Consider the following 20,644-nt stretch of genomic DNA (forward strand, 5'->3'; position numbering starts at 1 on the left):
CCGGCCTTGCACCGGTGTTTTTATCTGTCACTGCAAGATTTCCCTTCCTTCGCTGCTCGCCTTGGTCGTTGCGGCGTGCGCCAAGCAGCCTATGCCCTAAAACTGCTGCAATCGGAAGGCGAATTGACCATTGCCAGCACCGGCAAGGACGAGGCCACCGGCAACCTGATCACCAAGCAATACACGGTCAAAGGCCCGGTAATGCTGATGCTCACCACCACCGCGATCGACGTGGACGAAGAGTTGCTCAACCGTTGTTTGGTGCTGACCATCAACGAAAGCCGCGAGCAAACCGAAGCGATCCATGCCGTCCAACGCAAAAAAAAACCCTCGATGGCCTGCTGGCCGACGCTGAAAAACAGGCGATTACTCGCCTGCATCAGAACGCCCAACGGCTGATTAAAACCGTGGCGGTGGTCAATCCGTTTGCTGATCAACTGACGTTCCTTTCGGACAAAACCCGGACTCGGCGTGACCACATGAAGTACCTGACGCTGATTCGCTGCATTGCCTTGCTGCATCAGCATCAACGCCCGATCAAACACGTCGAGCATCGCGGCAAATCCCTGGCCTACATCGAGGTCACGAAGGGCGACATCGTGTTGGCCAACCGGCTGGCCCACGACATTCTTGGTCGCACCCTGGACGAACTACCGCCGCAAACGCGGCGGTTGCTGGAGCTGTTGCAAGGCTGGGTCGAGGCCCGAAGTCAGGCGCAGGGACTCAAAGAAAAAGAGTTTCGATTCGGTCGCAAGGACGTGCGCGAGGCCACTGGCTGGGGGCATACCCAGTTGAAAATCTACTTGGGCCGACTGACCGAACTGGAATACCTGCTGCTGCACCGCAAGGGGTTAGCCCATGAATACACCCTCACGTATGACGGCAAAAGTGGCAACCAACCGCACCTGATGGGCTTGATCGATGCCGACCAACTCGACAACACATCCGCTCGGTCGGGGGGTTCAGAAAAGCGGTCGGACTCAGGTCGGGCCATGGTCGGTAGTCAGTCGGACACCCTGAACCACACGCAAAGCCACGCGGCTTCTGGTCTTGAGGCCGAAGCGGTCGGCCTGAATCAAAAACCACTGATCCAGCCGCCACAAAAAAACCACTCCGCGTTGTCCCGCGCCGTCTAAGTCGAGGTGGATATGCCGAAAAAAGGCGAGAGCAAAAAACTGCGTGTGTCGGAACAAATTATCGGCCCGCTGGGCGATCCCGGCAGCCTGTATTTTCAGATGAAACAGTTCCTGCAATACCAGCGCGAACGTGGTTATTCAGAGCGCACCGTGGGCAACCACGAAAGCCTGTTGATTGCGTTTATCCGCTGGTGTGACGAACGCGGTTTGACCCGTCCACAGGAAATCACCCGACCGATCTTAGAGCGCTACCAGCGTCATCTTTTTCTCTACCGAAAAGCCGATGGTGAAGCTTTGTCAGCGCGTAGTCAGACGGTGCGCATTACGCCGATTCGAGTCTGGTTCAAGTGGCTGACCAAAACCAACCGCATCCTGTACAACCCGGCTTCCGACCTTGATCTACCGAGGATGGAACAGCGTTTGCCGAAACACATCCTCAGCGGCGACGAAGCCGAACGCATCCTGAATGTGCCGGACACCCAAACCCCGACCGGTATCCGCGACCGGGCCATGCTGGAAACCCTCTAAAGCACCGGCATGCGCCGCATGGAGTTGATCGGTCTGAACTGGAGCACTATCGACTACGAACGCGGCACGGTGATGATTCGCCAGGGCAAGGGCAAAAAAGACCGGATGATTCCCATCGGCGAACGGGCCTTGGCCTGGATCAGCAAATACCGCGACGACGTTCGGCCCCATTTTTTCTTAGGCCAAGACGATGGCACGTTGTTTTTGACCCAGCAGGGCGAAGGGTTCAGCCCCAATCGGCTGACGCAACTGGTGCGTGAACACATCGAAAAAGCCAACATCGGTAAGCGTGGCAGTTGCCATTTATTCCGCCACACCATGGCTACGCTGATGCTGGAGAACGGTGCCGATATTCGTTTCATCCAGGCCATGCTCGGGCATGTCAGCCTGAACACCACGCAGATTTACACCCAGGTCAGCATTCGGGCGCTCAAGGACATTCACACAGCCACTCATCCGGCACGCTTGCAACGGCAACATTCGGCCAGTGAAACCATGCCTGAAACCCAGCCAGATGACCCCGTCACAGCCCTGTTAACCGCCTTGGACGCCGAAGCAGATGAAGAGCGCGATCAGGCCTGACAAATACCAGACAAACGCATGTGCCAGGAATCATCAAGCTTGTCGATGAAGGTGTTACGCGAGAGAATGTCGTACAGTTAGCGACGGCATTGATTTTAGCTAAGGTTGCTAGTGGCCCAAAAGGGACAGGGAGTGCTTTCGGTAATGCAGAAAGAGGAATGTTGATGCAAGCTAATTTTGCTGAGAACAGAATTAAGTCCGGCCGCACCTTTAGTCCCGATGGGCAAAAAATATATTCTGACTTGGCTGGTAAGCCGAGCAAGACGGTGGATGATTTGGCCGGTGCGACTCAAGGTTGGAACCATTAAACCTAGCTTCCCGTTGACTATGTGGATATGAATGGCTCTCGCCTTATTTTGAATACACGAACTTCTACGGCACTTGAGCAGGCCGGGATCCCGCGTAGTCAGTGGTTTGGGCGAGATCAAACGGGTGCCTAGGCTTATCCGGGCAAGACATCTAATGATTTGGCTGCAGTTCAGTTTAGAAATAATAAACTGCCCGCCGACAGGCGCAGAAAAACCAAGGTCGGTACGCCCATGAAAATTGGTCAACCAAAGTTGGTCCTGAATCCGTATGAGTGGCTGCCAGGGTACGGTGAGTCAAAAGTATCATTCCGCTCCATAGGGGCGGATGTGATACTAGATATTGAATACGAGAGAGATGTGCCAGGTGCTGAGGGCGCTGATGCTGTGCAGGGTTTAAGGCGGGAAATAGTTTTTAAATCTGTGCGCGCCTTTATTCGGATGACTTTTCCCGGAAGTATGTTTTTTGAGTTTTATGGTGACTCAAGTAAATTTGGTCTGGGTGAGCTAACAGAATTTATGGCTTCAGAGTGGGTTAGCTCTAGTATGGAGGTATGTGGTTCTTTGTCTGATGGCAGTTCGTCAGAGGTTAGGCACTTCAGCATCCAGTTCCTATCAGAGAATGTTGCATTTCATGTGTTGGCTGAAGCTGTCTCTTTATCAGATGAGCAGCTGTTTTTTTGACTCGAAAGTAAATTTAATTGGCACATGGGCAGTTAACCAAACCCCATTCTGTGCCTGAAATAACTTGAAGCCCTGTTGGTGCATCCGCAGGGCTTCAATTTTTAGTACCACAGGCTTTCCATAGCGCTACCCAACCGCAATAGCAGTTGGCATGTCTTGCGATAGGTGCACATGGTTGCCAGAGCCTGCGATCAACCCTTGCTGCAAAATTGACTCTAGGAAGCATCCGCACGCACGGCACTGCTTCAAAGACGTGCCGGACATCTTCCAGCATCCGATGCTGGCCTTGCGTGATGACCGAACGGACTACGGCGAAGAGCGCTGGATCAGCATCGGCTGGATCAAGGTGCTGTTCGGCGTGGTTGTGTACACCGAGCGGCGGGGCGATGTGGTTCGCATCATCTCTGCCCGAAAAGCCACCAAACAGGAGGCCAAACGCTATGTCGAAAGCATCGAAAACTGACTGGTAACGCCTGGCCAAGCTGGACGACCAGGGCATCGACACCGGCGACATGCCCGAGCTGGGCGATGATTTCTTTCGCCGCGCCGAGCTGCGCGTCCCGGTGAAACAGGCGGTGACCATCCGCCTGGATGCCGATGTGCTGGAGTGGTTCAAGGGCCAGGGCGCGGGCTACCAGACGCGCATCAACCAACTGCTACGCCGCTACGGGCAGGCTCAACAGAGCCGCCCGCCACGGTGATGAACCTACTGGACCGGACGCCCCCCTGGTAGCTGACGACCAAGGCTCAGGCAACCTGCTGGAGGAGGAACGTGAGCGTTTCACCCTCTTTCGTGTTGATCAGGTACATGGGATGCCTGCTGTGATGAGGGGTGTCCGCGATCGCGCCGGCACGGTAGCCCTGGTGATCACGCAGGTAGCAGATCAAGCCATGTTCCGTGAGCTCCAGCGGTTCGATCTTCCAGTAATCGGTGACTTCTGCCCGCTGGTAGAAGCCCAGGTATCCGTTCAGGCTCAGGCCAAGCTTTTTGGGGGGCTGCGCCGGGCCGCTGAGGCTGATGTGATGGTGCAGACGGTCTTGCGTGCTCGAGTCGAAGGTGAAGTCCAGGCGTATGGAGGCCTGGTCGCCCCCAGCCATGAGCCAGTCGTCCTGCGGTGTGATCCCCCAGTGCCATTTGTCGCGGCGGGTGCTCAAGCGAAGGGGGACATACCTGTCGGTGGCCATTGCGTACAGATGGCCACTGAACGACCTGGCGTACCTGCTCTGAATTTCCGGGTCCATGTGCGAACCTCCAAGGTGGGTGGGATCGGCACCTTAATCTCCCGGGCAGGCCACGCTGGAGTCTGAACGCTTTCCTTCAGGTGTCGCTCTTGCTCTCCAGCAGCATGAACAGGCGGTACAGCACCACGGTGCTGAACAACTGCAGGAAGCCGAGCAGGCTGGCCGTGGCCAGCTCCAGGGCGGGAGCCGGCTCGGGGAAGGCAATCAGCAGCAGCCCGTCGATCAGCCAGATCGGTGCCAGCACCCCAAACACGCAGAGCATGATGCGCATGAAATGCCCAGTGGTCATGCGTGCGCTTTCGCGCATCGATTGCACCACCGGCAGGCCGCGCAGCACTAGCAGGTACTCGGCGAACACCAGGTTGATCATGATCCAGACCCCCGGGAAGACCAGCAGCATCAGCCCCGCCAAGATCAGTAGCGAGCTGATCATGATCAGCAGTGCCATCTGCGGCCATAGCTGCATGGCGCGGGCAAACAGCTCACGCTTGGGGATGTCCTGGCCGTTGCTGCGGGTATCGAGGTAAAGAATCAGCGCTGCACTGTAAAGCGGATAGAACAGCAGGCTCACCAGCATGCTGTAGGACAGTGAGGCCTGGTCGCCCAGCTGCCGCATCATCAGTTGGGTCACCAGGGCTTCGAGTACGATCAGCGGCAAGCACAGCGCAATGATGTTTGCCAGGTGGCGGCGGAAGAAGTACAGGGAGTCGCGAAAAACGCTCAGCGGATTCATCGGTCAACATCGCATGGCAGTAAAAGCAGGGGCCTAACTTTAGCCCAGAGCAGCCATTTGCTGAAAAAAGTTTCACCGTGCCAGTGATTGAATCCGCTGCCTGCGCGCCCCATCTTTGACATGTCCGATGTCCCGCTTCCCATGAGGTAGCCAATGAACACTGAAGAGCAAACCCTGATCGATGGCCTGTTTGGCCGCATCAAACAAGCCGAAGACCCCAGCCAGCCGCGTGATGCCCAGGCCCAGGCGCGCATCGAGGAACACCTGCGCGAGCAGCCGGCGGCGCCTTACTACATGGCCCAGGCGATTTTGGTTCAGGAGGCTGCGCTCAAGCGCCTGGATGAGCAGAACAAGCAACTGGAAGCCGAGCTCAAGCAGGCTCGTGCCCAGGCAGAGGCTTCTCGCAACAGCAGCGCCAGCAGTGGTGGCTTCCTCTCCAGCATCTTTGGCAACAGCGGGCGTAACCCCCAGCCTGCCCAAGCATCGCAGCAGCCCCAGCGGCCTGCCGCGCCGGTCGCTTCGGCAGGCGGTTGGCGTGAGCCGAATGCACCGGGTTTCTCCCAGCCGCAGGCTGCGCAACCGGGTTTTGGCGCCGCGCCGGCTCGGGGTGGTGCCAGCAGCTTCCTTGGCGGTGCGATGCAGACCGCCGCCGGCGTGGCCGGTGGTGTGTTGCTGGCACAAGGCATCAGCAGCCTGTTCAACCACCATTCGCAGCCTGAAGAAGTGGTCGAGGTGATCAAGGAAGAGCCGGCGCCGGCCAGTGATACCGGTGGCTGGAATGACCAGGACGCGCAGCCGCAGGTGGCCGACAACGGTGGCTGGGGCGCTGATCAAGGTGGGTACGCCGATACCGATTACGGCAGCGATGATGGCGGCTTCTTCTCGGACGACGACACCTTCGTCTGATCGCTCTGGCATACTGCTGGCATTTCCGGGGGCGCACTGCGCCTCCTCAGCCGAGGGTATGTAGTGAAGAAAATCGCACTGTTCGCCGATGTGCAAAACCTCTACTACACCGTGCGCCAGGCCCATGGCTGCCACTTCAACTACACCGCGCTGTGGTCTGAAGTCAGCCGCGAGGGTGAGATCGTCGAGGCGGTGGCCTATGCCATCGACCGCGGGGACAGCAAACAGCAGCAGTTCCAGCAGATCTTGCGCAACCTTGGTTTCGACGTGCGCCTCAAGCCGTTCATCCAGCGCAGCGATGGCTCGGCCAAGGGTGACTGGGATGTGGGGATTACCCTGGATGTGATCGATGCCGCCAGCCGTGTCGATCAGGTGGTGCTGGCTTCGGGTGATGGTGATTTCGACCTGCTGCTGGAGCGAGTGATTCAGCGCCATGGCGCCGAGGCGGTGGTCTACGGCGTGCCGGGTTTGACCGCCATGTCGCTGATAAGAGCGGCCAGCCGCTATGTGCCGATCGAAGGGCGTTTGCTGTTGAAGCATTGAGGGTTGCTGACGCCTGAGCGCCATTGCGCCGCATGCCCCTGCCATGACGCAAATTGTGCCGCCCAATTAATCCTGTTTTGTAACTTAATCTTGGCGGCGAGGCTCCCTAAACTCATTCCCCCGTAAACGGATTTCGAGTTTTGCCATGCCTGCCTCCCGCCGCTTCCCGATAGTGCTGATTGGTGCCTTCCTGGCCTTGTACCTGGTCTGGGGCTCCACCTACCTTTTCATCCGCATCGGTGTGGCGTCCTGGCCGCCGATGCTGATGGCCGGGGTGCGATTCCTTATCGCCGGTGGCCTGCTCTATGGGTTTTTGCGCTGGCGCGGGGTGCCGGCGCCGACCTGGCCGCAATGGCGTGCGGCAGGTGCGGTGGGTTTTCTGCTGCTCAGTTGCGGCAATGGTGGCGTAACGGTTGCAGAGCATGCTGGCGTTGCCTCTGGCGTCGCTGCGCTGGCCGTGGCCACGGTGCCGCTGTTTACCTTGGTGTTTGGCCTGCTGTTCGGCCATCGCAATTCGCGCCTGGAGTGGGCGGGCATCGTCCTCGGGCTGGTTGGCATCGGCCTGCTCAACCTTGGCTCTAACCTGCAGGCCAGCCCCATCGGGGCGGCGCTGATACTGTTTGCGGCTGCCGCCTGGGCGTTCGGGTCGGTCTGGAGCAAGAGCCTGCCGCTGCCCCAGGGCCCCATGGCCAGTGCGGCCGAGATGCTGGTCGGTGGCGCGGTATTGTTGCTGGGCAGCGCCCTGTCGGGCGAGCGCATGACCCAGATGCCCACAGCGGCAGGCTGGGGAGCATTGGCTTACCTGGTGTTGTTCGGCTCGATCCTGGCATTCAGCGCCTACATGTACCTGCTCAAGCATGTGCGCCCGGCGGCGGCCACCAGCTATGCCTATGTCAACCCGGCGGTGGCGGTGTTGCTTGGTATCGTCTTTGCCGGTGAGCAGATCGGCGCAGAGGAATGCCTGGCGATGGCGGTGATCATCAGCGCCGTGGTGCTGATCGGCCTGCCGCAGTGGCGCAAGCCCGCGCTGCCTGCTGCATCGCTTGAAGGCGAAACCTGCAAGTAGGCCGGGGTGTTGCGGTAAACTTGCCGCCTTCGCTGAACCCCCTGACGGTATTGCCATGAATTTCGCCAAACTCGGCCTGATCGAACCGTTGCTGCGCACCCTGCAGCAACTGGACTACACCACCCCAACCCCGGTCCAGGCCCAGGCCATCCCCGCCGTGCTGGCCGGCCGCGACCTGATGGCCGCGGCTCAGACCGGCACCGGCAAGACCGCAGGCTTTGCACTGCCTGTGCTGCAGCGCCTGGCCCTGGAAGGGGAAAAGGTCGCCAGCAACTCGATCCGTGCGCTGGTGTTGGTCCCGACCCGCGAACTGGCCGAGCAGGTGCACAACAACGTGCGCGAATATGCCGAAAACCTGCCGCTGAGCACGTACGCGGTGTATGGCGGGGTCAGCATCAACCCGCAGATGATGCGCCTGCGTCGTGGCGTCGACCTGCTGGTGGCTACCCCGGGCCGCTTGCTCGACCTGTTTCGCCAGAACGCGGTGAAGTTCAACCAGGTGCAAACCCTGGTGCTGGACGAAGCTGACCGCATGCTCGACCTGGGTTTTGCCGAAGAGCTGCAGTCGGTCTACGCGGCACTGCCGCGCAAGCGCCAGACGCTGCTGTTCTCCGCCACCTTCTCCGACCAGATCCGCATGCTGGCAGGGCTGGCGCTCAATGACCCGCTGAGCATCGAGGTCAGCCCGCGCAACGCTGCTGCCACCACGGTCAAGCAATGGCTGGTGCCGGTGGACAAGAAGCGCAAGGTCGACCTGTTCTGCCATCTGCTGCGCAAGCAGCGCTGGACGCAGGTACTGGTGTTCGCCAAGACGCGCAACGGCGTTGACCAGCTGGTGGAGCGGCTGCTGGGCGAGGGGGTGAACGCCGACGGCATTCACGGCGACCGCCCGCAAGCTACGCGTCAGCGCGCGCTGGACAGCTTCAAGGCCCGCGAGGTCCAGGTACTGGTCGCCACCGACGTCGCCGCCCGCGGCCTGGACATCGACGACCTGCCGTTGGTGGTCAACCTCGACCTGCCGATCGTCGCCGAGGATTACGTGCACCGTATTGGCCGCACCGGGCGTGCGGGTAACAAGGGCGAGGCAATCTCGCTGGTGTGCGCCGATGAGGTGCAGCAGTTGGCAACGATCGAGACGCTGATTCGCCAGACCTTGCCGCGCCACGAAGAACCGGACTTCATCCCCGATCACCGGGTACCGATGACCGATGCCAGTGGCCAGGTGATCAAGAAGCCGAAAAAGCCCAAGAAGCCGAAAGAGAACAGTGCCAAGCGCGGGCTGGGGCGCTGGATGGACAGTGGCGACGAGGCCCCGGTCAAGGCAGTGCGCAAAGTGCCGAGCTTCAACACCGGCCCGAAAAAGCGCAAGCCCTGAGGGATTGGGGCCGCCAAGCGGCCCCGCACCCTGTCAGGCAGAACGCGCCAGCCAATCGGCCGCCGCCCGCCCGGCCCGCAACCCACTGGCAAAGCACGCCGTCAACAGGTACCCCCCGGTCGGCGCTTCCCAGTCCAGCATCTCGCCGGCGCAGAACACCCCAGGCATCCCCTTGAGCATCAACCCCTCATCCAGCCCCTCGAAGCGCACGCCACCGGCACTGCTGATCGCCTCGTCCAGCGGCCGGGTGCGTACCAGCGTGATCGGCAGTGCCTTGATCGCTCGCGCCAGCGCAGCCATATCGGCAAACGTCGCCTGATCGGTCAGTTCACGCAGCAGTGCCGCCTTCACCCCGTCGATGCCCAGCTGGCTATGCAGGTGCTTGGCCATCGACCGTGAACCGCGCGGTTTGGCCAGGGCCTGGGCAATTTTGTCCACAGGCTTGTCCGGCAGCAGGTCGAGCAGCAGCGTTGCCTGGCCTTTCTGGTTGATGGCTTCGCGCAGCGGTGCCGACCAGGAATATACCAGGCTGCCTTCGACCCCCTGTGCGGTGAGGATGAACTCGCCTTTGCGCGGCGCCTTACCGGGTACGCTCAGGGCAATGTTCTTCAGCGGCGCGCCGGCGAACTTGTCCTTGAGCAGCGCACTCCAGCCTGCCACTTCAAAACCGCAGTTGCTCGCCTGCAGCGGTGAGATATCCACAGCCCGCTCGGCCAGCAGGGGCTGCCAGGCGCCATCCGAGCCAAGCCTGGCCCAGCTGCCACCACCCAACGCCAGTATCAGCACGTCGGCCTTGACGTTCAGTTCACCCTGTGGATAACCGAGCCGCAGGGTGCCATCGAGATTCCACCCTAGCCAGCGGTGGCGGGTGTGGATAACTACCCCACGGTCGCGCAGGCGCTTGAGCCAGGCGCGCAGCAACGGCGCGGCTTTCATGTCGGTGGGGAACACCCGTCCCGAGGTGCCGACGAAGGTTTCGATGCCCAGGCCGTGAATCCACTGGCGCAGGGCATCGGCATCGAAGTCCTGCAGCAGCCGGCCAATCGCGTCCTGGCGCTCGGCATACCGAGCAACGAACTGTGGATAAGGTTCCGAGTGGGTGATGTTCATGCCGCCGACACCTGCCAGCAGAAACTTGCGACCCACCGATGGCATGGCGTCGAACACCTGCACGGCTAGGCCTTGCTGGGCCAGCGCTTCGGCGGCCATCAAACCGGCAGGGCCCGCGCCGATGACAACGGCGAGGGGAGGGGATGCGGGGTGTAGATCGGGCATGGTGGGTGACGGGCTGTGGAAAAGTTGCCCATTCTAGCGCAGCAGGGCATCGGGAAGCACTGAACAAAAAATGATCAGCCTGCTGCAGGCCACGCGGGCATTGGGCTGCAGCCGCTTTCACTCAGCTTATCCACAAGCGGTTCCACAGTCATTGTGAACAACTGATGACCTTGGCCGCGCTGTGGTGAAGGATGCCGTGGCGCCGCGCCAGCGCTTGCCGGTCCTTGCTGTAGCCACCGCCGATCACCCCGACTACCGGGATATCCCGCCCCAGGCAGTGGCGCATGACATGTTCGTCGCGCGCAGCCAAGCCAGCATCGGTCAGCTGCAGGTAACCGAGGGCATCGTCTTTGTGCACGTCCACCCCGGCGTCATACAGCACCAGGTCGGGTTGATACAGCGGCAGCAGGTAGTTGAGCGCGTCTTCCACCACCTTCAGGTAGGCGGCATCGCCCATGCCTCGCGGCAGCGGAATGTCCCAGTCGCTTTGGGCCTTGCGCGCCGGGAAGTTTTGTTCGCAGTGCAACGACACGGTGATGGCGTCCGGGGTGTCTTGCAGGATGCGCGCGGTGCCGTCGCCCTGATGCACATCGCAATCGAAGATCAGTACCCGGTGCACCCGCCCGGCCTCGAGCAGGTAGTGGCTGATCACGGCCAGGTCATTGAAGATGCAGAAACCGGCAGGGTGGTCATGGTGGGCGTGGTGGGTACCGCCGGCCAGGTGGCAGGCAAGGCCATGCTGCAGCGCCATTTCAGCGGCCAGCAGCGAGCCGCCCACCGCACGCACGGTGCGCCGCGCCAAGGCCTCGCTCCAGGGCAAGCCCAGGCGGCGCTGGTCCTCGCGCGACAGTTCGCCGTGCATGTAACGCTCGATGTAGTCGCGGTCGTGGGCCAGGGCGAGAATGTCGTTGGGGCAGATTTCCGGGCGCAGCAACGCCTGGTCGGTGGTCAGCCCGCTTTCGACCAGGTGGTCGCGCAGCAGGCGGAACTTGTCCATGGGGAAGCGATGCTCGGGTGGAAACTCCGGGCTGTAGTCATCGTGGTAGATCAGCGGCAACGGCATGGTGGGTTCGCAATCGGGGCCAGTGCTGATCTTGCCAGTTGTTGGGTTGTGGGTAAAAGTGCTGTGCCGCGCCTACGCTTGAACCTGTAGCACGGCAAAACCGGAGCACGCCCCATGACCCCCATCCTTGAACTGGAAAGCGCCCGCCTGGTGTTGCGCCAATGGCATGACGACGACCTGCGCGAGTTCGCCGCCATGAGCGCCGACCCGCAGGTGATGCGTTATTTTCCAGCGCCCATGACGCGGCTGGAGGCGGCGGCACTGATCGGCAGGATCCGTGGCCATTTCAACGAATACGGCTTCGGCCTGTGGGCCCTGGAGCGCAAGGACAGCGGCGCCTTCATCGGCATGACCGGCCTGCTCAACGTCAACTTCGATGCGCCGTTCACCCCGGCCGTGGAAATCGGCTGGCGCCTTGCCCGGCGGCACTGGGGCCTGGGCTTTGCCAGCGAGGCGGCGTGGACCTGCCTGCGGTGTGCGTTCGCCCAATTGCGCCTGGAGGAGGTGGTGTCGTTCACGACCGAGGCCAACCTGCCGTCGCAGAAGGTCATGCAGGCCATCGGCATGGTGCAGGACCTGCAAGGCAGCTTCGACCACCCACGCCTGCCCGAGGGGCACCCGCTGCGGCCCCACGTGCTCTACCGCATCGACCGGCCCCGCTGGGAGCAGACCCTGCGCGCTGAATGAGCGGTCATGCGCGGTGCCGATGACAAACCCTGTATCATTTGCCTTCATGAAAGCGCCGTAGAGCTGTGATGCCTTGCTAGGAGAACCCCCGATGAGTCATGTGTTGGACGACCTGGTCGACCTGTTGAGCCTCGAATCGATCGAGGAGAACCTGTTCCGTGGACGCAGCCAGGACCTGGGCTTCCGCCAGCTGTACGGTGGCCAGGTGCTGGGCCAGTCACTGTCGGCGGCTAGCCAGACGGTCGAGGACGCGCGTCATGTGCATTCGCTGCACGGCTACTTCCTGCGCCCGGGCGATGCCAGCCTGCCGGTGGTCTATTCGGTCGACCGTGTGCGCGATGGCGGCAGCTTCAGCACCCGGCGCGTGACGGCCATCCAGAAGGGCCAGACCATTTTCACCTGCAGTGCGTCGTTCCAGTACGACGAGGAAGGTTTCGAGCACCAGGCGCAGATGCCTGATGTGGTCGGGCCAGAGAACCTGCCGAGCGAGGTCGAACTGGCCCGCGCCATGGCTGACCACCTGCCTGAGCGCATTCGTGACAAGGTGCTGTGCGCCAAGCCGATCGAGATACGCCCGGTCACCGAGCGTGACCCGTTCAACCCCAAGCCCGGCGACCCGGTGAAGTACGCCTGGTTCCGCGCCGACGGCAACCTGCCGGACGTGCCGGCGCTGCACAAGTACCTGCTGGCCTATGCCTCGGACTTCGGCCTGCTGACCACCTCGCTGCAGCCCCATGGCAAATCGGTGTGGCAGCGCGACATGCAGATCGCCAGCCTCGACCACTCGTTGTGGTTCCACGCCAACCTGCGCGCCGATGAGTGGCTGCTGTACGCCACCGACAGCCCCTGGGCCGGCAATGCCCGTGGGTTCTGCCGGGGCAGTATCTACAACCGTGCGGGGCAGTTAGTGGCGTCGTCTTCGCAGGAAGGTTTGATCCGTCATCGCAAGGACTGGGCATGAGCCTGGCCGATATCCGCAACTGGGTGTTCGACATGGACGGCACCCTCACCGTGGCGGTGCACGATTTTGCCGCCATTCGGGAGGCGCTGGAGATACCGCCCGAGGACGACATCCTCACCCACCTGGCGGCATTGCCTGCGGCACAAGCGGCCGCCAAGCATGCCTGGCTGCTGGAGCACGAGCGCGACCTGGCGGTTGCCTCGACTGCAGCGACCGGTGCCGTGGAGCTGGTGCGGGAGCTGGCCGGGCGTGGGTGCCGGTTGGGCATTCTTACCCGTAATGCGCGTGAGCTGGCGCATGTCACGCTGGAGGCGATAGGCCTGGCGGATTGCTTTGCCGTCGAGCACGTGCTCGGTCGTGACGAAGCGGCGCCCAAGCCCAGCCCAGATGGCTTGCTGAAGATCGCCAGTGCCTGGGGTGTGGCGCCGAGCGAGTTGGTGATGGTGGGTGACTACCGCTTCGACCTGGATTGCGGGCGAGCGGCCGGGGCGCGCACGGTGCTGGTGAACCTGCCGGATAACCCCTGGCCGGAACTGGCGGACTGGCATGCGGCGGACTGCCGGGCGTTGCGGGCGTTGCTGGGCTGAGCGCTGAGGTGTATGGCACCGGCTTTGCCGGCGATGGGGCCGTTACTGACTATGCTCACCCCCAGTCTTTTTCTCAAATGGAGAACCAGCCATGACCCATAAAGCCATTTACGTGCAACCCGGCGGCGGTTACGACAAGGTCGAAGTCGGCACTTGCGAGGCAGCTGCGCCCAAGCCCGGCGAGATCACCGTGCGCCTGCACGCCAGCTCCCTCAACTACCACGACTTTGCCGTGGTCAGCGGCATGTGGGGGCCAAGCGAGCGGCGCATCCCCATGGCCGATGGCGCCGGCGAAGTGACCGCTGTCGGGGCGGGCGTCAGTGAGTTCAAGGTAGGCGACAGCGTGGTCAGCACCTTCTTCCCGGACTGGCTCGATGGCCAGGCACTGGTCGAAGGCTTCGCCAGCGTGCCGGGCGACGGCATCGACGGCTACGCCCGTGAACAGGTCACCGCCCGCGCGACCGCCTTCACCCTCGCGCCCAAGGGCTACAGCCACGCCGAGGCCGCCACCCTGACGACCGCCGGCCTCACGGCCTGGCGTGCGCTGATGAGCGACGACCACCTCAAGCCAGGTGACACCGTGCTGGTGCAGGGCACCGGCGGGGTATCGATCTTCGCCCTGCAGTTCGCCAAGCTGGCAGGCGCCACGGTCATCGCCACCTCATCCAGCGATGCCAAGCTCGAACGCCTCAAGGCCCTCGGCGCCGACTACCTGATCAACTACAAGAGCACCCCGGCCTGGGGCGAGAAGGTGCGTGAGCTCACCGGCAACCGTGGCGTCGATCATGTGATCGAGGTGGGCGGGCCGGCGACGCTGGAGCAGTCGATGATTGCCGCACGGATCGGCGGCCATGTGTCATTGATCGGCATTCTTACCGGTGTCGCCGGGCAGCTGCCGCTGGTTCAGGCGCTGGTTCGGCAGATCCGGCTGCAGGGTGTGCTGGTGGGTAGCCGCGCGCAGCAGCAGGCGATGGTTCGGGCGATCGACGCCAACGGCTTGCTGCCTGTTGTGGACAAGCATTTCGAGCTGGAACAGATCGTCGAAGCGTTCCGCTACCAGGAGAGCAACCGCCACTTCGGCAAGATCTGCCTGACCTGGTAACCCCCGGCCTCAGTCCGGCAACAAGCGGTCCCGGCTGTTGGACAGGTGCAGGCAGATCGCCGCCCGCGCCGCATCCGGGTCTTGCCGGCCGATGGCGTTCAGAATTGCCTCATGTTCCAGATTGGCCAGGTAGGCATGGCGCGCCAGGTTGGCCCCGGCGCGCTCGGCGATGGCCATGCGGTTGCGTGGAATCAGACCATTGCCCAGCTGCGCCATCATCTCGCTGAAATACAGGTTGCCGGTGGCTTCGGCGATCAGCAGGTGAAAGCGGCGGTCCGCTTCGATGCAGCTGTCACCGGCCGCAGCGAGGTCCTGATAATCGTCCAGCGCCTGGCGCATGCGTGCCAGGTGTTGGTCGTTACGGCGCACGGCGGCGAGGGCGGCTGCCTGGCCTTCGAGGCCGATGCGCAGTTCCAGCAGGTCGCGCACGCTGGCAGCATTCTCCACGCCCACCCGCAACCCGGCCTGCGCCGGGCGCGCCATCACGAACGTACCAATCCCGTGGCGCGGCTCTACCAGGCCCGAGGCCTGTAGCTTCGACAGGGCTTCACGCACGACGGTGCGGCTGACCCCGTGCTCGCGCACCAGGGTGTTTTCCGACGGCAGCTTGTCGCCCGGCTTGATGGTGCCCAGCAGGATCTGCTGGGTCAGGCTGGAGACCAGGTCGTGGGCACGGCTGTGGCCAGTTTTGCGGGGTTGCTGGGGCATGGGTCGATCCGGCTATCGAGTTAGCTTGTACGACAAGTTAGCGGATAAAATTTTTTTCTGCCTGTTTTTTCGCGGCCAGGAGTCAGCTCGAAATTGATTTTCGATGTTGAATCGATGATTTTGCTGGTTTTATCAGCTTGTATTTTGCGTTTTTAACGACAATCACCATCTTGTCGTACAACTTCGCCGCGCCTATGCTCTGCCCACTGTCATGTCAGACCACCTCGACCCGCACAAAAACAATTAGTGGGAGATACACAAGTGAACGACACCCTCGATCCGTCTGCCCGTAACGGCAACGACGTGCTGGCCAGTGCCGTGGCCAAGGTCAAGCGCCATGTGCTGCCGCTGTTCGTGATCATGTTCATCGTCAACTACCTCGACCGCGTCAACATCGGCTTCGTCCGGCCTCACCTGGAAAGCGACCTGGGCATCAGCGCTGCGGCCTATGGCTTCGGTGCCGGGCTGTTCTTCATCGGCTATGCGCTGTTCGAAGTGCCCTCGAACATGCTGTTGCAGCGCGTCGGCGCCCGCCTGTGGCTGACCCGCATCATGTTCACCTGGGGGCTGGTGGCCACGGCCATGGCCTTCGTGCAGAACGAAACCCAGTTCTACGTGCTGCGCTTTTTGCTCGGTGTTGCCGAGGCCGGTTTCTTCCCTGGGGTGATCTATTACTTCACCCGCTGGCTGCCAGACGCCGAACGCGGCAAGGCGATTGCCATCTTCCTCAGCGGCTCGGCGCTGGCCTCGCTGATCTCCGGCCCCCTGGCCGGGGCGTTGATGCAGATCCAGGGCCTGGGCATGCATGGCTGGCAGTGGATGTTGTTCATCGAGGGCATGGCTTCGGTCACGCTGTGCTTCTTCGTGTTCTTCTGGCTCGACTCCAAACCGCACGACGCCAAGTGGCTGAGCAAGGTCGAGCAGGACGCGCTGGTCGATACCATCGACCGCGAGCAACGTGAGCGCGAGGCCATCGGCACCGTCAAGGTATCGTCCTGGAGCCTGCTCAAGGACCGCCAGATCGTGCTGTTCTGCCTGATCTACTTCTGCATCCAGCTGACCATCTACGCTGCGACCTTCTGGTTGCCCAGCATCATCAAGCGCATGGGCGACCTGAGCGACCTGCAGGTCGGCTTCTTCAACTCCATCCCGTGGCTGATCTCGATCCTGGCCATGTACGCCTTCGCCGCTGGCTCCTCACGCTGGAAGTTCCAGCAGGCCTGGGTGGCTGCTGCCCTGGTGATCGCCGCCATCGGCATGTTCATGTCGACCACGGGCGGGCCGGTGTTCGCCTTTGTCGCGGTGTGCTTTGCCGCTATCGGTTTCAAGTCGGCCTCGTCGCTGTTCTGGCCGATCCCCCAAGGCTATCTGGACGCGCGCATCGCTGCGGCGGTGATCGCCCTGATCAACTCGGTGGGCAACCTGGGCGGCTTCGTCGCGCCCACCACCTTCGGCTTGCTCGAGCAGCAGACCGGGTCGATCCAGGGCGGCCTTTACGGCCTGGCCGTGACCTCGGTGCTGGCGGCCATTGCAGTGTTCTTCGTGCGCACCCGCCCAAAGGGTATCCCCTCACATGACCTCAAGGCCCCTTCGGCCTTGGGCCAGACCCACTGATGACTGCGAGACAACAACCATGAACATGCAGACGACTCCCGCTCTCCACACCAGCACCCCAGTGGTCACCGACCTGCGCGTGATCCCGGTTGCCGGCCACGACAGCATGCTGCTCAACCTCAGTGGCGCCCATGGCCCGTTCTTCACCCGTAACGTGGTGGTACTGCGTGACAGCGCCGGTAACACGGGCCTTGGCGAAGTGCCCGGCGGCGAGAAGATCCGCCAGACCCTGGAAGATGCCCGTAGCCTGGTGGTCGGCCAGCCCATCGGCCACTACCAGCGTGTGCTCAATGCCATGCGCCAGACCTTCGCCAACCGCGATGCGGGCGGGCGCGGCCTGCAGACCTTCGACCTGCGCATCACCGTGCATGCGGTGACCGCCATCGAATCGGCGCTGCTCGACTTGCTTGGCCAGCACCTCGATGTGCCCATGGCCGCGCTGCTCGGCGAAGGCCAGCAGCGCGAGGCGGTGAAGATGCTCGGCTACCTGTTCTACATCGGTGACCGCCAGCAAACCGATCTGGCTTACCGCAACGAGGCCGACGCCGATGATGATTGGTTCCGCCTGCGTCACGAGAAGGCACTGACCCCTGAGGCCGTGGTACGCCTGGCTGAGGCTGCCAAGCAGCGCTATGGCTTCAGCGACTTCAAGCTCAAGGGCGGCGTGCTGCGTGGCGAAGAGGAAATGGAGGCGGTGACCGCGCTGGCCGAGCGCTTCCCCGAAGCGCGTATCACGCTAGACCCCAATGGCGCCTGGTCTCTGAAAGAGGCAATCGCGTTGTGCCGTGACAAGCACCACGTGCTGGCCTATGCCGAAGACCCGTGCGGCGCCGAGAACGGCTATTCGGGGCGTGAGGTGATGGCCGAGTTCCGCCGTGCCACCGGTTTGCCTACCGCCACCAACATGATCGCCACCGACTGGCGCCAGATGGGCCACGCGATCCAGTTGCAATCGGTGGACATCCCCTTGGCCGACCCGCACTTCTGGACCTTGCAGGGTTCGGTACGGGTGGCGCAGATGTGCAATGACTGGGGCCTGACCTGGGGTTCGCACTCGAACAACCACTTCGACATTTCACTGGCGATGTTCACCCAGGTGGCCGCGGCGGCGCCGGGCGAGATCACAGCTATCGATACCCACTGGATCTGGCAGGACGGCCAGCGCCTTACCCGCGACCCGCTGCGCATCGTCGACGGCCATGTGCGCGTGCCAGAGCGGCCAGGGCTGGGTGTTGAGCTGGATGAAGACCAACTGGCCAAGGCCCATGAGTGCTACCGCAGCATGGGCCTGGGCGCGCGGGATGATGGCGTGGCGATGCAGTTCTTGGTTCCGGGCTGGACGTTCGATAACAAGCGGCCTTGCCTGGTGCGCTAAGGCGCAGGGCCCCATCGCCGGCAAGCCGGCCCCACAAGGACCCCACTGCTTTCGAGGCATGGCGTTGTCCACCACCCTGGTGCTGGCCAATTACGGCGAGGGTAACGGCAGTCATCGCCCTGATGACCTTGGCGTTCTTCGGCAAGGGCCTGGCGGCCGTCGGTTGGGCGGTGCTGTCGGATGTGGCGCCGAAGAAAATGGTTGGCCTGTGCGGTGGCGTGTTCAACGGCATCGGCAACATTGCCGGCATCGTCACCCCGCTGGTGATCGGCTATGTGGTGGCCAGCACCGGCGCCTTCCACAACGCACTCTGGTTCGTAGCCGCCCATGGCGTGCTGGGGATCTTCGCTTACCTGTTGCTGGCCCGCCGCTTTGAACGGACGGGGCAGGCGTAGGCAGACGCCTGAGCAGCAGAGGCCCCGGGAGACCGGGGCCTTTTTTTTTGTGCGCCGGCTACGCATATTCAGATGAAAAACAAAACCCTCAAATGGCCATCAGGCGTGTCTGGGCATGCCATTCACGACATCTGACGCCTAGGGGAAAGCGCTGTCGTGATCGAACAGTTGCGGGGCGTTCTCGTGTAATTTGCCGCAGCCTCAGGCGGCTTAAATGAACCCCGAACCGCACTGACGCCCAGCGCTGTGATGCGCCCCAAAAATCAACAACAGTGGTGTCGACTCATTGAATCCAAAGGAGATATTTTCGCCTACGCCTGCCCGTCCTTCCTTGTGTCAGCAAAAAGAGAACAACATCAATGAACACCGTGGGAACTGATGGCAACCTTGCTCAAGGTTTCAAGCCACGTCATGTAACGATGCTGTCCATCGCGGGCATCATCGGTGCCGGTCTTTTCGTCGGTTCCGGGCACGCCATCGCGGCGGCCGGGCCAGCTACCATTATTTCTTACTTCGTGGCCGGGACCCTGGTGGTGCTGGTCATGCGCATGCTCGGCGAAATGGCCGTCGCGCATCCTGATACCGGTTCGTTCTCCACCTATGCCGACCAGGCCATCGGCCGCTGGGCCGGCTACACCATCGGCTGGCTGTACTGGTGGTTCTGGGTGCTGGTGATCCCGATCGAAGCACTGGCCGCCGGGCATGTGCTCAACGCCTGGTTCCCCCAGGTGGACAGCTGGATCTTCGCCCTCGCGTCCGTGCTGCTGCTGGCGTGCACCAACCTGTTCAGCGTGGCCAAGTACGGTGAGTTCGAGTTCTGGTTCGCCATTCTCAAAGTCACGGCCATCCTTTGTTTCATCGGCTTGGGCTTTGCCGCCCTGATGGGCTGGTTGCCCAACCGCGAAGTCAGCGGCTTGAGCGGCTTGATGAGCGCCTATGGCGGCTTTGCGCCCAACGGCTGGTCTGCCGTGATCGGTGCGTTCATCACCGTGATGTTCAGCTTCATCGGCACCGAAGCGGTGACCATTGCCGCCTCCGAATCCAGCGACCCGTCGCGCAACATCGCCAAGGCCACGCGCTCGGTGATCTGGCGCATCAGCACCTTCTACATCCTGTCGATCTTCGTGATCATCTCGATCGTGCCGTGGAACGACCCGCAGCTTGCGGTGGTGGGTTCCTACCAGCGTGCGCTGGAAATCATGAACATCCCCAATGCCGCCTTCATGGTCGATTTGGTGGTGCTGGTGGCCGTGACCAGTTGCATGAACTCGTCGATCTATATCGCTTCGCGGATGATGTACTCGCTGGCCAAGCGCGGTGATGCACCGGCCTTCCTCAACAAGACCTCCAAGGTCGGCGTGCCACGCGCTGCCGTGTTCGGTAGCACCCTGATCGGCGCGGCCATCGCCATCCTCAACTATTTCGCACCCAAGGGTGTGTTCGAGTTCCTGCTGGCCAGCTCTGGCGCGATTGCGCTGCTGGTGTACATGGTCATCGCCATCTCTCAGTTGCGCATGCGCCGCCGCCTGGAGCGTGAAAACGCGGAACTGAAGTTCCGTATGTGGCTGTTCCCTTGGCTGACCTGGGCGGTGATCATTTTCATTGCCGGGGCGTTGGCGGTGATGATGTATACGCCCGAGCATCGGGCGGAGGTGAGTTCGACCTTGGGCCTGGCGATCTTCATTTCCTTCCTTGGCATCGTCACCACGCGCGGGCATGAGCGGCAAGTGGCCGGAGCGCGCTCGCTCGGTTGAGCAACGGCGCCCACGCCGCCCCA

At 62.1% G+C, this 20,644-nt stretch carries 25 protein-coding genes and 1 pseudogene; 20 read left to right on the top strand and 6 right to left on the bottom strand.

Going from position 1 to position 20,644, the window contains the following annotated elements; genetic code table 11:
* Positions 1 to 75 precede the first annotated feature (75 nt).
* The 6 genes from ACIPZC_RS19525 (at position 76) to ACIPZC_RS19550 (ending at position 3,235) form a co-directional block, all read left to right on the top strand.
* Positions 76 to 399 carry a hypothetical protein gene (locus ACIPZC_RS19525; RefSeq protein WP_400628891.1) on the top strand — a complete coding sequence of 108 codons (324 nt, stop codon included), beginning with the start codon at positions 76 to 78 and terminating at the stop codon, positions 397 to 399.
* 80 nt (positions 400 to 479) lie between these two features.
* Entirely contained in the window at positions 480 to 1,136 is a 657-nt protein-coding gene (locus ACIPZC_RS19530; RefSeq protein WP_400628893.1) for a hypothetical protein, read from the top strand.
* Positions 1,137 to 1,148: 12 nt separating this feature from the next.
* Entirely contained in the window at positions 1,149 to 1,664 is a 516-nt protein-coding gene (locus ACIPZC_RS19535; RefSeq protein WP_400628895.1) for a phage integrase N-terminal SAM-like domain-containing protein, read from the top strand.
* Positions 1,665 to 1,673: 9 nt separating this feature from the next.
* Entirely contained in the window at positions 1,674 to 2,246 is a 573-nt protein-coding gene (locus tag ACIPZC_RS19540; protein WP_400628897.1) for a tyrosine-type recombinase/integrase, read from the top strand.
* Positions 2,247 to 2,266: 20 nt separating this feature from the next.
* A complete protein-coding gene (locus ACIPZC_RS19545; RefSeq protein WP_400628899.1) occupies positions 2,267 to 2,554 on the top strand; it encodes a hypothetical protein in 288 nt (95 codons plus the stop codon).
* 231 nt (positions 2,555 to 2,785) lie between these two features.
* Positions 2,786 to 3,235, top strand: coding sequence for a hypothetical protein (locus ACIPZC_RS19550; protein ID WP_400628901.1), 450 nt, complete (start codon positions 2,786 to 2,788; stop codon positions 3,233 to 3,235).
* Here ACIPZC_RS19550 and ACIPZC_RS19555 read toward each other — a convergent pair.
* Positions 3,212 to 3,457: pseudogene (locus ACIPZC_RS19555) on the bottom strand (RNA 2'-phosphotransferase); the annotation flags it as partial. The gene ACIPZC_RS19550 and the pseudogene ACIPZC_RS19555 sit on opposite strands and share 24 nt — an antisense overlap.
* Here ACIPZC_RS19555 and ACIPZC_RS19560 point away from each other — a divergent pair.
* The gene (locus ACIPZC_RS19560) at positions 3,444 to 3,698 is read left to right on the top strand and encodes a BrnT family toxin (RefSeq protein WP_400628959.1); all 255 of its coding nucleotides are present in this window, start codon (positions 3,444 to 3,446) and stop codon (positions 3,696 to 3,698) included. The pseudogene ACIPZC_RS19555 and the gene ACIPZC_RS19560 sit on opposite strands and share 14 nt — an antisense overlap.
* 10 nt (positions 3,699 to 3,708) lie before the next feature.
* The gene (locus ACIPZC_RS19565) at positions 3,709 to 3,936 is read left to right on the top strand and encodes a BrnA antitoxin family protein (protein ID WP_400628961.1); all 228 of its coding nucleotides are present in this window, start codon (positions 3,709 to 3,711) and stop codon (positions 3,934 to 3,936) included.
* A 46-nt stretch (positions 3,937 to 3,982) separates the two neighbouring features.
* Here ACIPZC_RS19565 and ACIPZC_RS19570 read toward each other — a convergent pair whose 3' ends face one another.
* Together ACIPZC_RS19570 and ACIPZC_RS19575 are read right to left on the bottom strand one after the other, a co-directional pair.
* A complete protein-coding gene (locus ACIPZC_RS19570; RefSeq protein ID WP_267820759.1) occupies positions 3,983 to 4,477 on the bottom strand; it encodes a hypothetical protein in 495 nt (164 codons plus the stop codon).
* Positions 4,478 to 4,553: 76 nt separating this feature from the next.
* Positions 4,554 to 5,210: a YciC family protein gene (locus ACIPZC_RS19575; protein WP_267820761.1), complete on the bottom strand. Its 657-nt coding sequence runs from the start codon at positions 5,208 to 5,210 to the stop codon at positions 4,554 to 4,556.
* A 153-nt stretch (positions 5,211 to 5,363) separates the two neighbouring features.
* Here ACIPZC_RS19575 and ACIPZC_RS19580 point away from each other — a divergent pair, with 153 nt between their 5' ends.
* The 4 genes from ACIPZC_RS19580 (at position 5,364) to ACIPZC_RS19595 (ending at position 9,100) form a co-directional block, all read left to right on the top strand.
* The gene (locus tag ACIPZC_RS19580; protein WP_400628904.1) at positions 5,364 to 6,116 is read left to right on the top strand and encodes a DUF2076 domain-containing protein; all 753 of its coding nucleotides are present in this window, start codon (positions 5,364 to 5,366) and stop codon (positions 6,114 to 6,116) included.
* Positions 6,117 to 6,179: 63 nt separating this feature from the next.
* Positions 6,180 to 6,659 carry an NYN domain-containing protein gene (locus ACIPZC_RS19585; RefSeq protein WP_012312588.1) on the top strand — a complete coding sequence of 160 codons (480 nt, stop codon included), beginning with the start codon at positions 6,180 to 6,182 and terminating at the stop codon, positions 6,657 to 6,659.
* Positions 6,660 to 6,804: 145 nt separating this feature from the next.
* Positions 6,805 to 7,725 carry a drug/metabolite exporter YedA gene (gene yedA / locus ACIPZC_RS19590; protein WP_267820765.1) on the top strand — a complete coding sequence of 307 codons (921 nt, stop codon included), beginning with the start codon at positions 6,805 to 6,807 and terminating at the stop codon, positions 7,723 to 7,725.
* 55 nt (positions 7,726 to 7,780) lie between these two features.
* On the top strand, positions 7,781 to 9,100 hold the full coding sequence (locus ACIPZC_RS19595) for a DEAD/DEAH box helicase (protein WP_241803891.1): 1,320 nt from the start codon (positions 7,781 to 7,783) through the stop codon (positions 9,098 to 9,100).
* A 33-nt stretch (positions 9,101 to 9,133) separates the two neighbouring features.
* Here the strand turns inward: ACIPZC_RS19595 and ACIPZC_RS19600 are convergent, their stop codons facing one another.
* Both ACIPZC_RS19600 and ACIPZC_RS19605 read right to left on the bottom strand, forming a co-directional pair.
* Positions 9,134 to 10,375: a TIGR03862 family flavoprotein gene (locus ACIPZC_RS19600; protein WP_400628907.1), complete on the bottom strand. Its 1,242-nt coding sequence runs from the start codon at positions 10,373 to 10,375 to the stop codon at positions 9,134 to 9,136.
* Positions 10,376 to 10,523: 148 nt separating this feature from the next.
* Positions 10,524 to 11,438: a histone deacetylase gene (locus ACIPZC_RS19605; protein WP_400628909.1), complete on the bottom strand. Its 915-nt coding sequence runs from the start codon at positions 11,436 to 11,438 to the stop codon at positions 10,524 to 10,526.
* Positions 11,439 to 11,552: 114 nt separating this feature from the next.
* Here ACIPZC_RS19605 and ACIPZC_RS19610 point away from each other — a divergent pair, with 114 nt between their 5' ends.
* The 4 genes from ACIPZC_RS19610 to ACIPZC_RS19625 all read left to right on the top strand — a co-directional run bounded on the left by ACIPZC_RS19610 (position 11,553) and on the right by ACIPZC_RS19625 (position 14,775).
* Complete coding sequence (locus tag ACIPZC_RS19610) at positions 11,553 to 12,125, top strand: GNAT family N-acetyltransferase (RefSeq protein ID WP_241803888.1); 573 nt, start codon at positions 11,553 to 11,555, stop codon at positions 12,123 to 12,125.
* Between the two features lie 91 nt (positions 12,126 to 12,216).
* A complete protein-coding gene (tesB, locus tag ACIPZC_RS19615; protein ID WP_241803887.1) occupies positions 12,217 to 13,086 on the top strand; it encodes an acyl-CoA thioesterase II in 870 nt (289 codons plus the stop codon).
* Positions 13,083 to 13,673 (top strand): HAD family hydrolase, encoded by a 591-nt coding sequence (locus ACIPZC_RS19620; protein ID WP_267820776.1) that lies wholly within the window; start codon positions 13,083 to 13,085, stop codon positions 13,671 to 13,673. The genes tesB and ACIPZC_RS19620 overlap by 4 nt, the downstream gene beginning before the upstream one ends.
* 91 nt (positions 13,674 to 13,764) lie before the next feature.
* Complete coding sequence (locus ACIPZC_RS19625; protein ID WP_400628912.1) at positions 13,765 to 14,775, top strand: NAD(P)-dependent alcohol dehydrogenase; 1,011 nt, start codon at positions 13,765 to 13,767, stop codon at positions 14,773 to 14,775.
* Positions 14,776 to 14,784: 9 nt separating this feature from the next.
* Here the strand turns inward: ACIPZC_RS19625 and ACIPZC_RS19630 are convergent, their stop codons facing one another.
* Entirely contained in the window at positions 14,785 to 15,483 is a 699-nt protein-coding gene (locus tag ACIPZC_RS19630) for a FadR/GntR family transcriptional regulator (protein WP_400628914.1), read from the bottom strand.
* 261 nt (positions 15,484 to 15,744) lie between these two features.
* Here ACIPZC_RS19630 and ACIPZC_RS19635 point away from each other — a divergent pair, with 261 nt between their 5' ends.
* The 4 genes from ACIPZC_RS19635 (at position 15,745) to gabP (ending at position 20,621) form a co-directional block, all read left to right on the top strand.
* Positions 15,745 to 17,097 (top strand): MFS transporter, encoded by a 1,353-nt coding sequence (locus ACIPZC_RS19635; protein WP_400628916.1) that lies wholly within the window; start codon positions 15,745 to 15,747, stop codon positions 17,095 to 17,097.
* 19 nt (positions 17,098 to 17,116) lie between these two features.
* Positions 17,117 to 18,472 (top strand): glucarate dehydratase, encoded by a 1,356-nt coding sequence (gudD, locus tag ACIPZC_RS19640; RefSeq protein WP_400628918.1) that lies wholly within the window; start codon positions 17,117 to 17,119, stop codon positions 18,470 to 18,472.
* 122 nt (positions 18,473 to 18,594) lie between these two features.
* Entirely contained in the window at positions 18,595 to 18,867 is a 273-nt protein-coding gene (locus ACIPZC_RS19645; RefSeq protein WP_400628920.1) for a hypothetical protein, read from the top strand.
* 359 nt (positions 18,868 to 19,226) lie between these two features.
* The gene (gabP, locus tag ACIPZC_RS19650; protein ID WP_400628922.1) at positions 19,227 to 20,621 is read left to right on the top strand and encodes a GABA permease; all 1,395 of its coding nucleotides are present in this window, start codon (positions 19,227 to 19,229) and stop codon (positions 20,619 to 20,621) included.
* Positions 20,622 to 20,644: the final 23 nt, after the last annotated feature.

The organism is Pseudomonas sp. NPDC089743 (assembly GCF_044748785.1).
GTDB lineage: Bacteria > Pseudomonadota > Gammaproteobacteria > Pseudomonadales > Pseudomonadaceae > Aquipseudomonas > Aquipseudomonas putida_X.

Coding starts and splice junctions, on each gene's coding strand:
- ACIPZC_RS19580 (WP_400628904.1), top strand. CDS start 5,364: ATGAACACTGAAGAGCAAACCCTGATCGATGGCCTGTTTGGCCGCATC.
- gudD (WP_400628918.1), top strand. CDS start 17,117: ATGAACATGCAGACGACTCCCGCTCTCCACACCAGCACCCCAGTGGTC.
- ACIPZC_RS19610 (WP_241803888.1), top strand. CDS start 11,553: ATGACCCCCATCCTTGAACTGGAAAGCGCCCGCCTGGTGTTGCGCCAA.
- ACIPZC_RS19605 (WP_400628909.1), bottom strand. CDS start 11,438: ATGCCGTTGCCGCTGATCTACCACGATGACTACAGCCCGGAGTTTCCA.
- ACIPZC_RS19630 (WP_400628914.1), bottom strand. CDS start 15,483: ATGCCCCAGCAACCCCGCAAAACTGGCCACAGCCGTGCCCACGACCTG.
- ACIPZC_RS19570 (WP_267820759.1), bottom strand. CDS start 4,477: ATGGACCCGGAAATTCAGAGCAGGTACGCCAGGTCGTTCAGTGGCCAT.
- tesB (WP_241803887.1), top strand. CDS start 12,217: ATGAGTCATGTGTTGGACGACCTGGTCGACCTGTTGAGCCTCGAATCG.
- ACIPZC_RS19600 (WP_400628907.1), bottom strand. CDS start 10,375: ATGCCCGATCTACACCCCGCATCCCCTCCCCTCGCCGTTGTCATCGGC.
- ACIPZC_RS19625 (WP_400628912.1), top strand. CDS start 13,765: ATGACCCATAAAGCCATTTACGTGCAACCCGGCGGCGGTTACGACAAG.
- ACIPZC_RS19550 (WP_400628901.1), top strand. CDS start 2,786: ATGAAAATTGGTCAACCAAAGTTGGTCCTGAATCCGTATGAGTGGCTG.
- yedA (WP_267820765.1), top strand. CDS start 6,805: ATGCCTGCCTCCCGCCGCTTCCCGATAGTGCTGATTGGTGCCTTCCTG.
- ACIPZC_RS19595 (WP_241803891.1), top strand. CDS start 7,781: ATGAATTTCGCCAAACTCGGCCTGATCGAACCGTTGCTGCGCACCCTG.
- ACIPZC_RS19540 (WP_400628897.1), top strand. CDS start 1,674: ATGCGCCGCATGGAGTTGATCGGTCTGAACTGGAGCACTATCGACTAC.
- ACIPZC_RS19645 (WP_400628920.1), top strand. CDS start 18,595: ATGACCTTGGCGTTCTTCGGCAAGGGCCTGGCGGCCGTCGGTTGGGCG.
- ACIPZC_RS19575 (WP_267820761.1), bottom strand. CDS start 5,210: ATGAATCCGCTGAGCGTTTTTCGCGACTCCCTGTACTTCTTCCGCCGC.
- gabP (WP_400628922.1), top strand. CDS start 19,227: ATGAACACCGTGGGAACTGATGGCAACCTTGCTCAAGGTTTCAAGCCA.
- ACIPZC_RS19535 (WP_400628895.1), top strand. CDS start 1,149: ATGCCGAAAAAAGGCGAGAGCAAAAAACTGCGTGTGTCGGAACAAATT.
- ACIPZC_RS19530 (WP_400628893.1), top strand. CDS start 480: ATGAAGTACCTGACGCTGATTCGCTGCATTGCCTTGCTGCATCAGCAT.
- ACIPZC_RS19620 (WP_267820776.1), top strand. CDS start 13,083: ATGAGCCTGGCCGATATCCGCAACTGGGTGTTCGACATGGACGGCACC.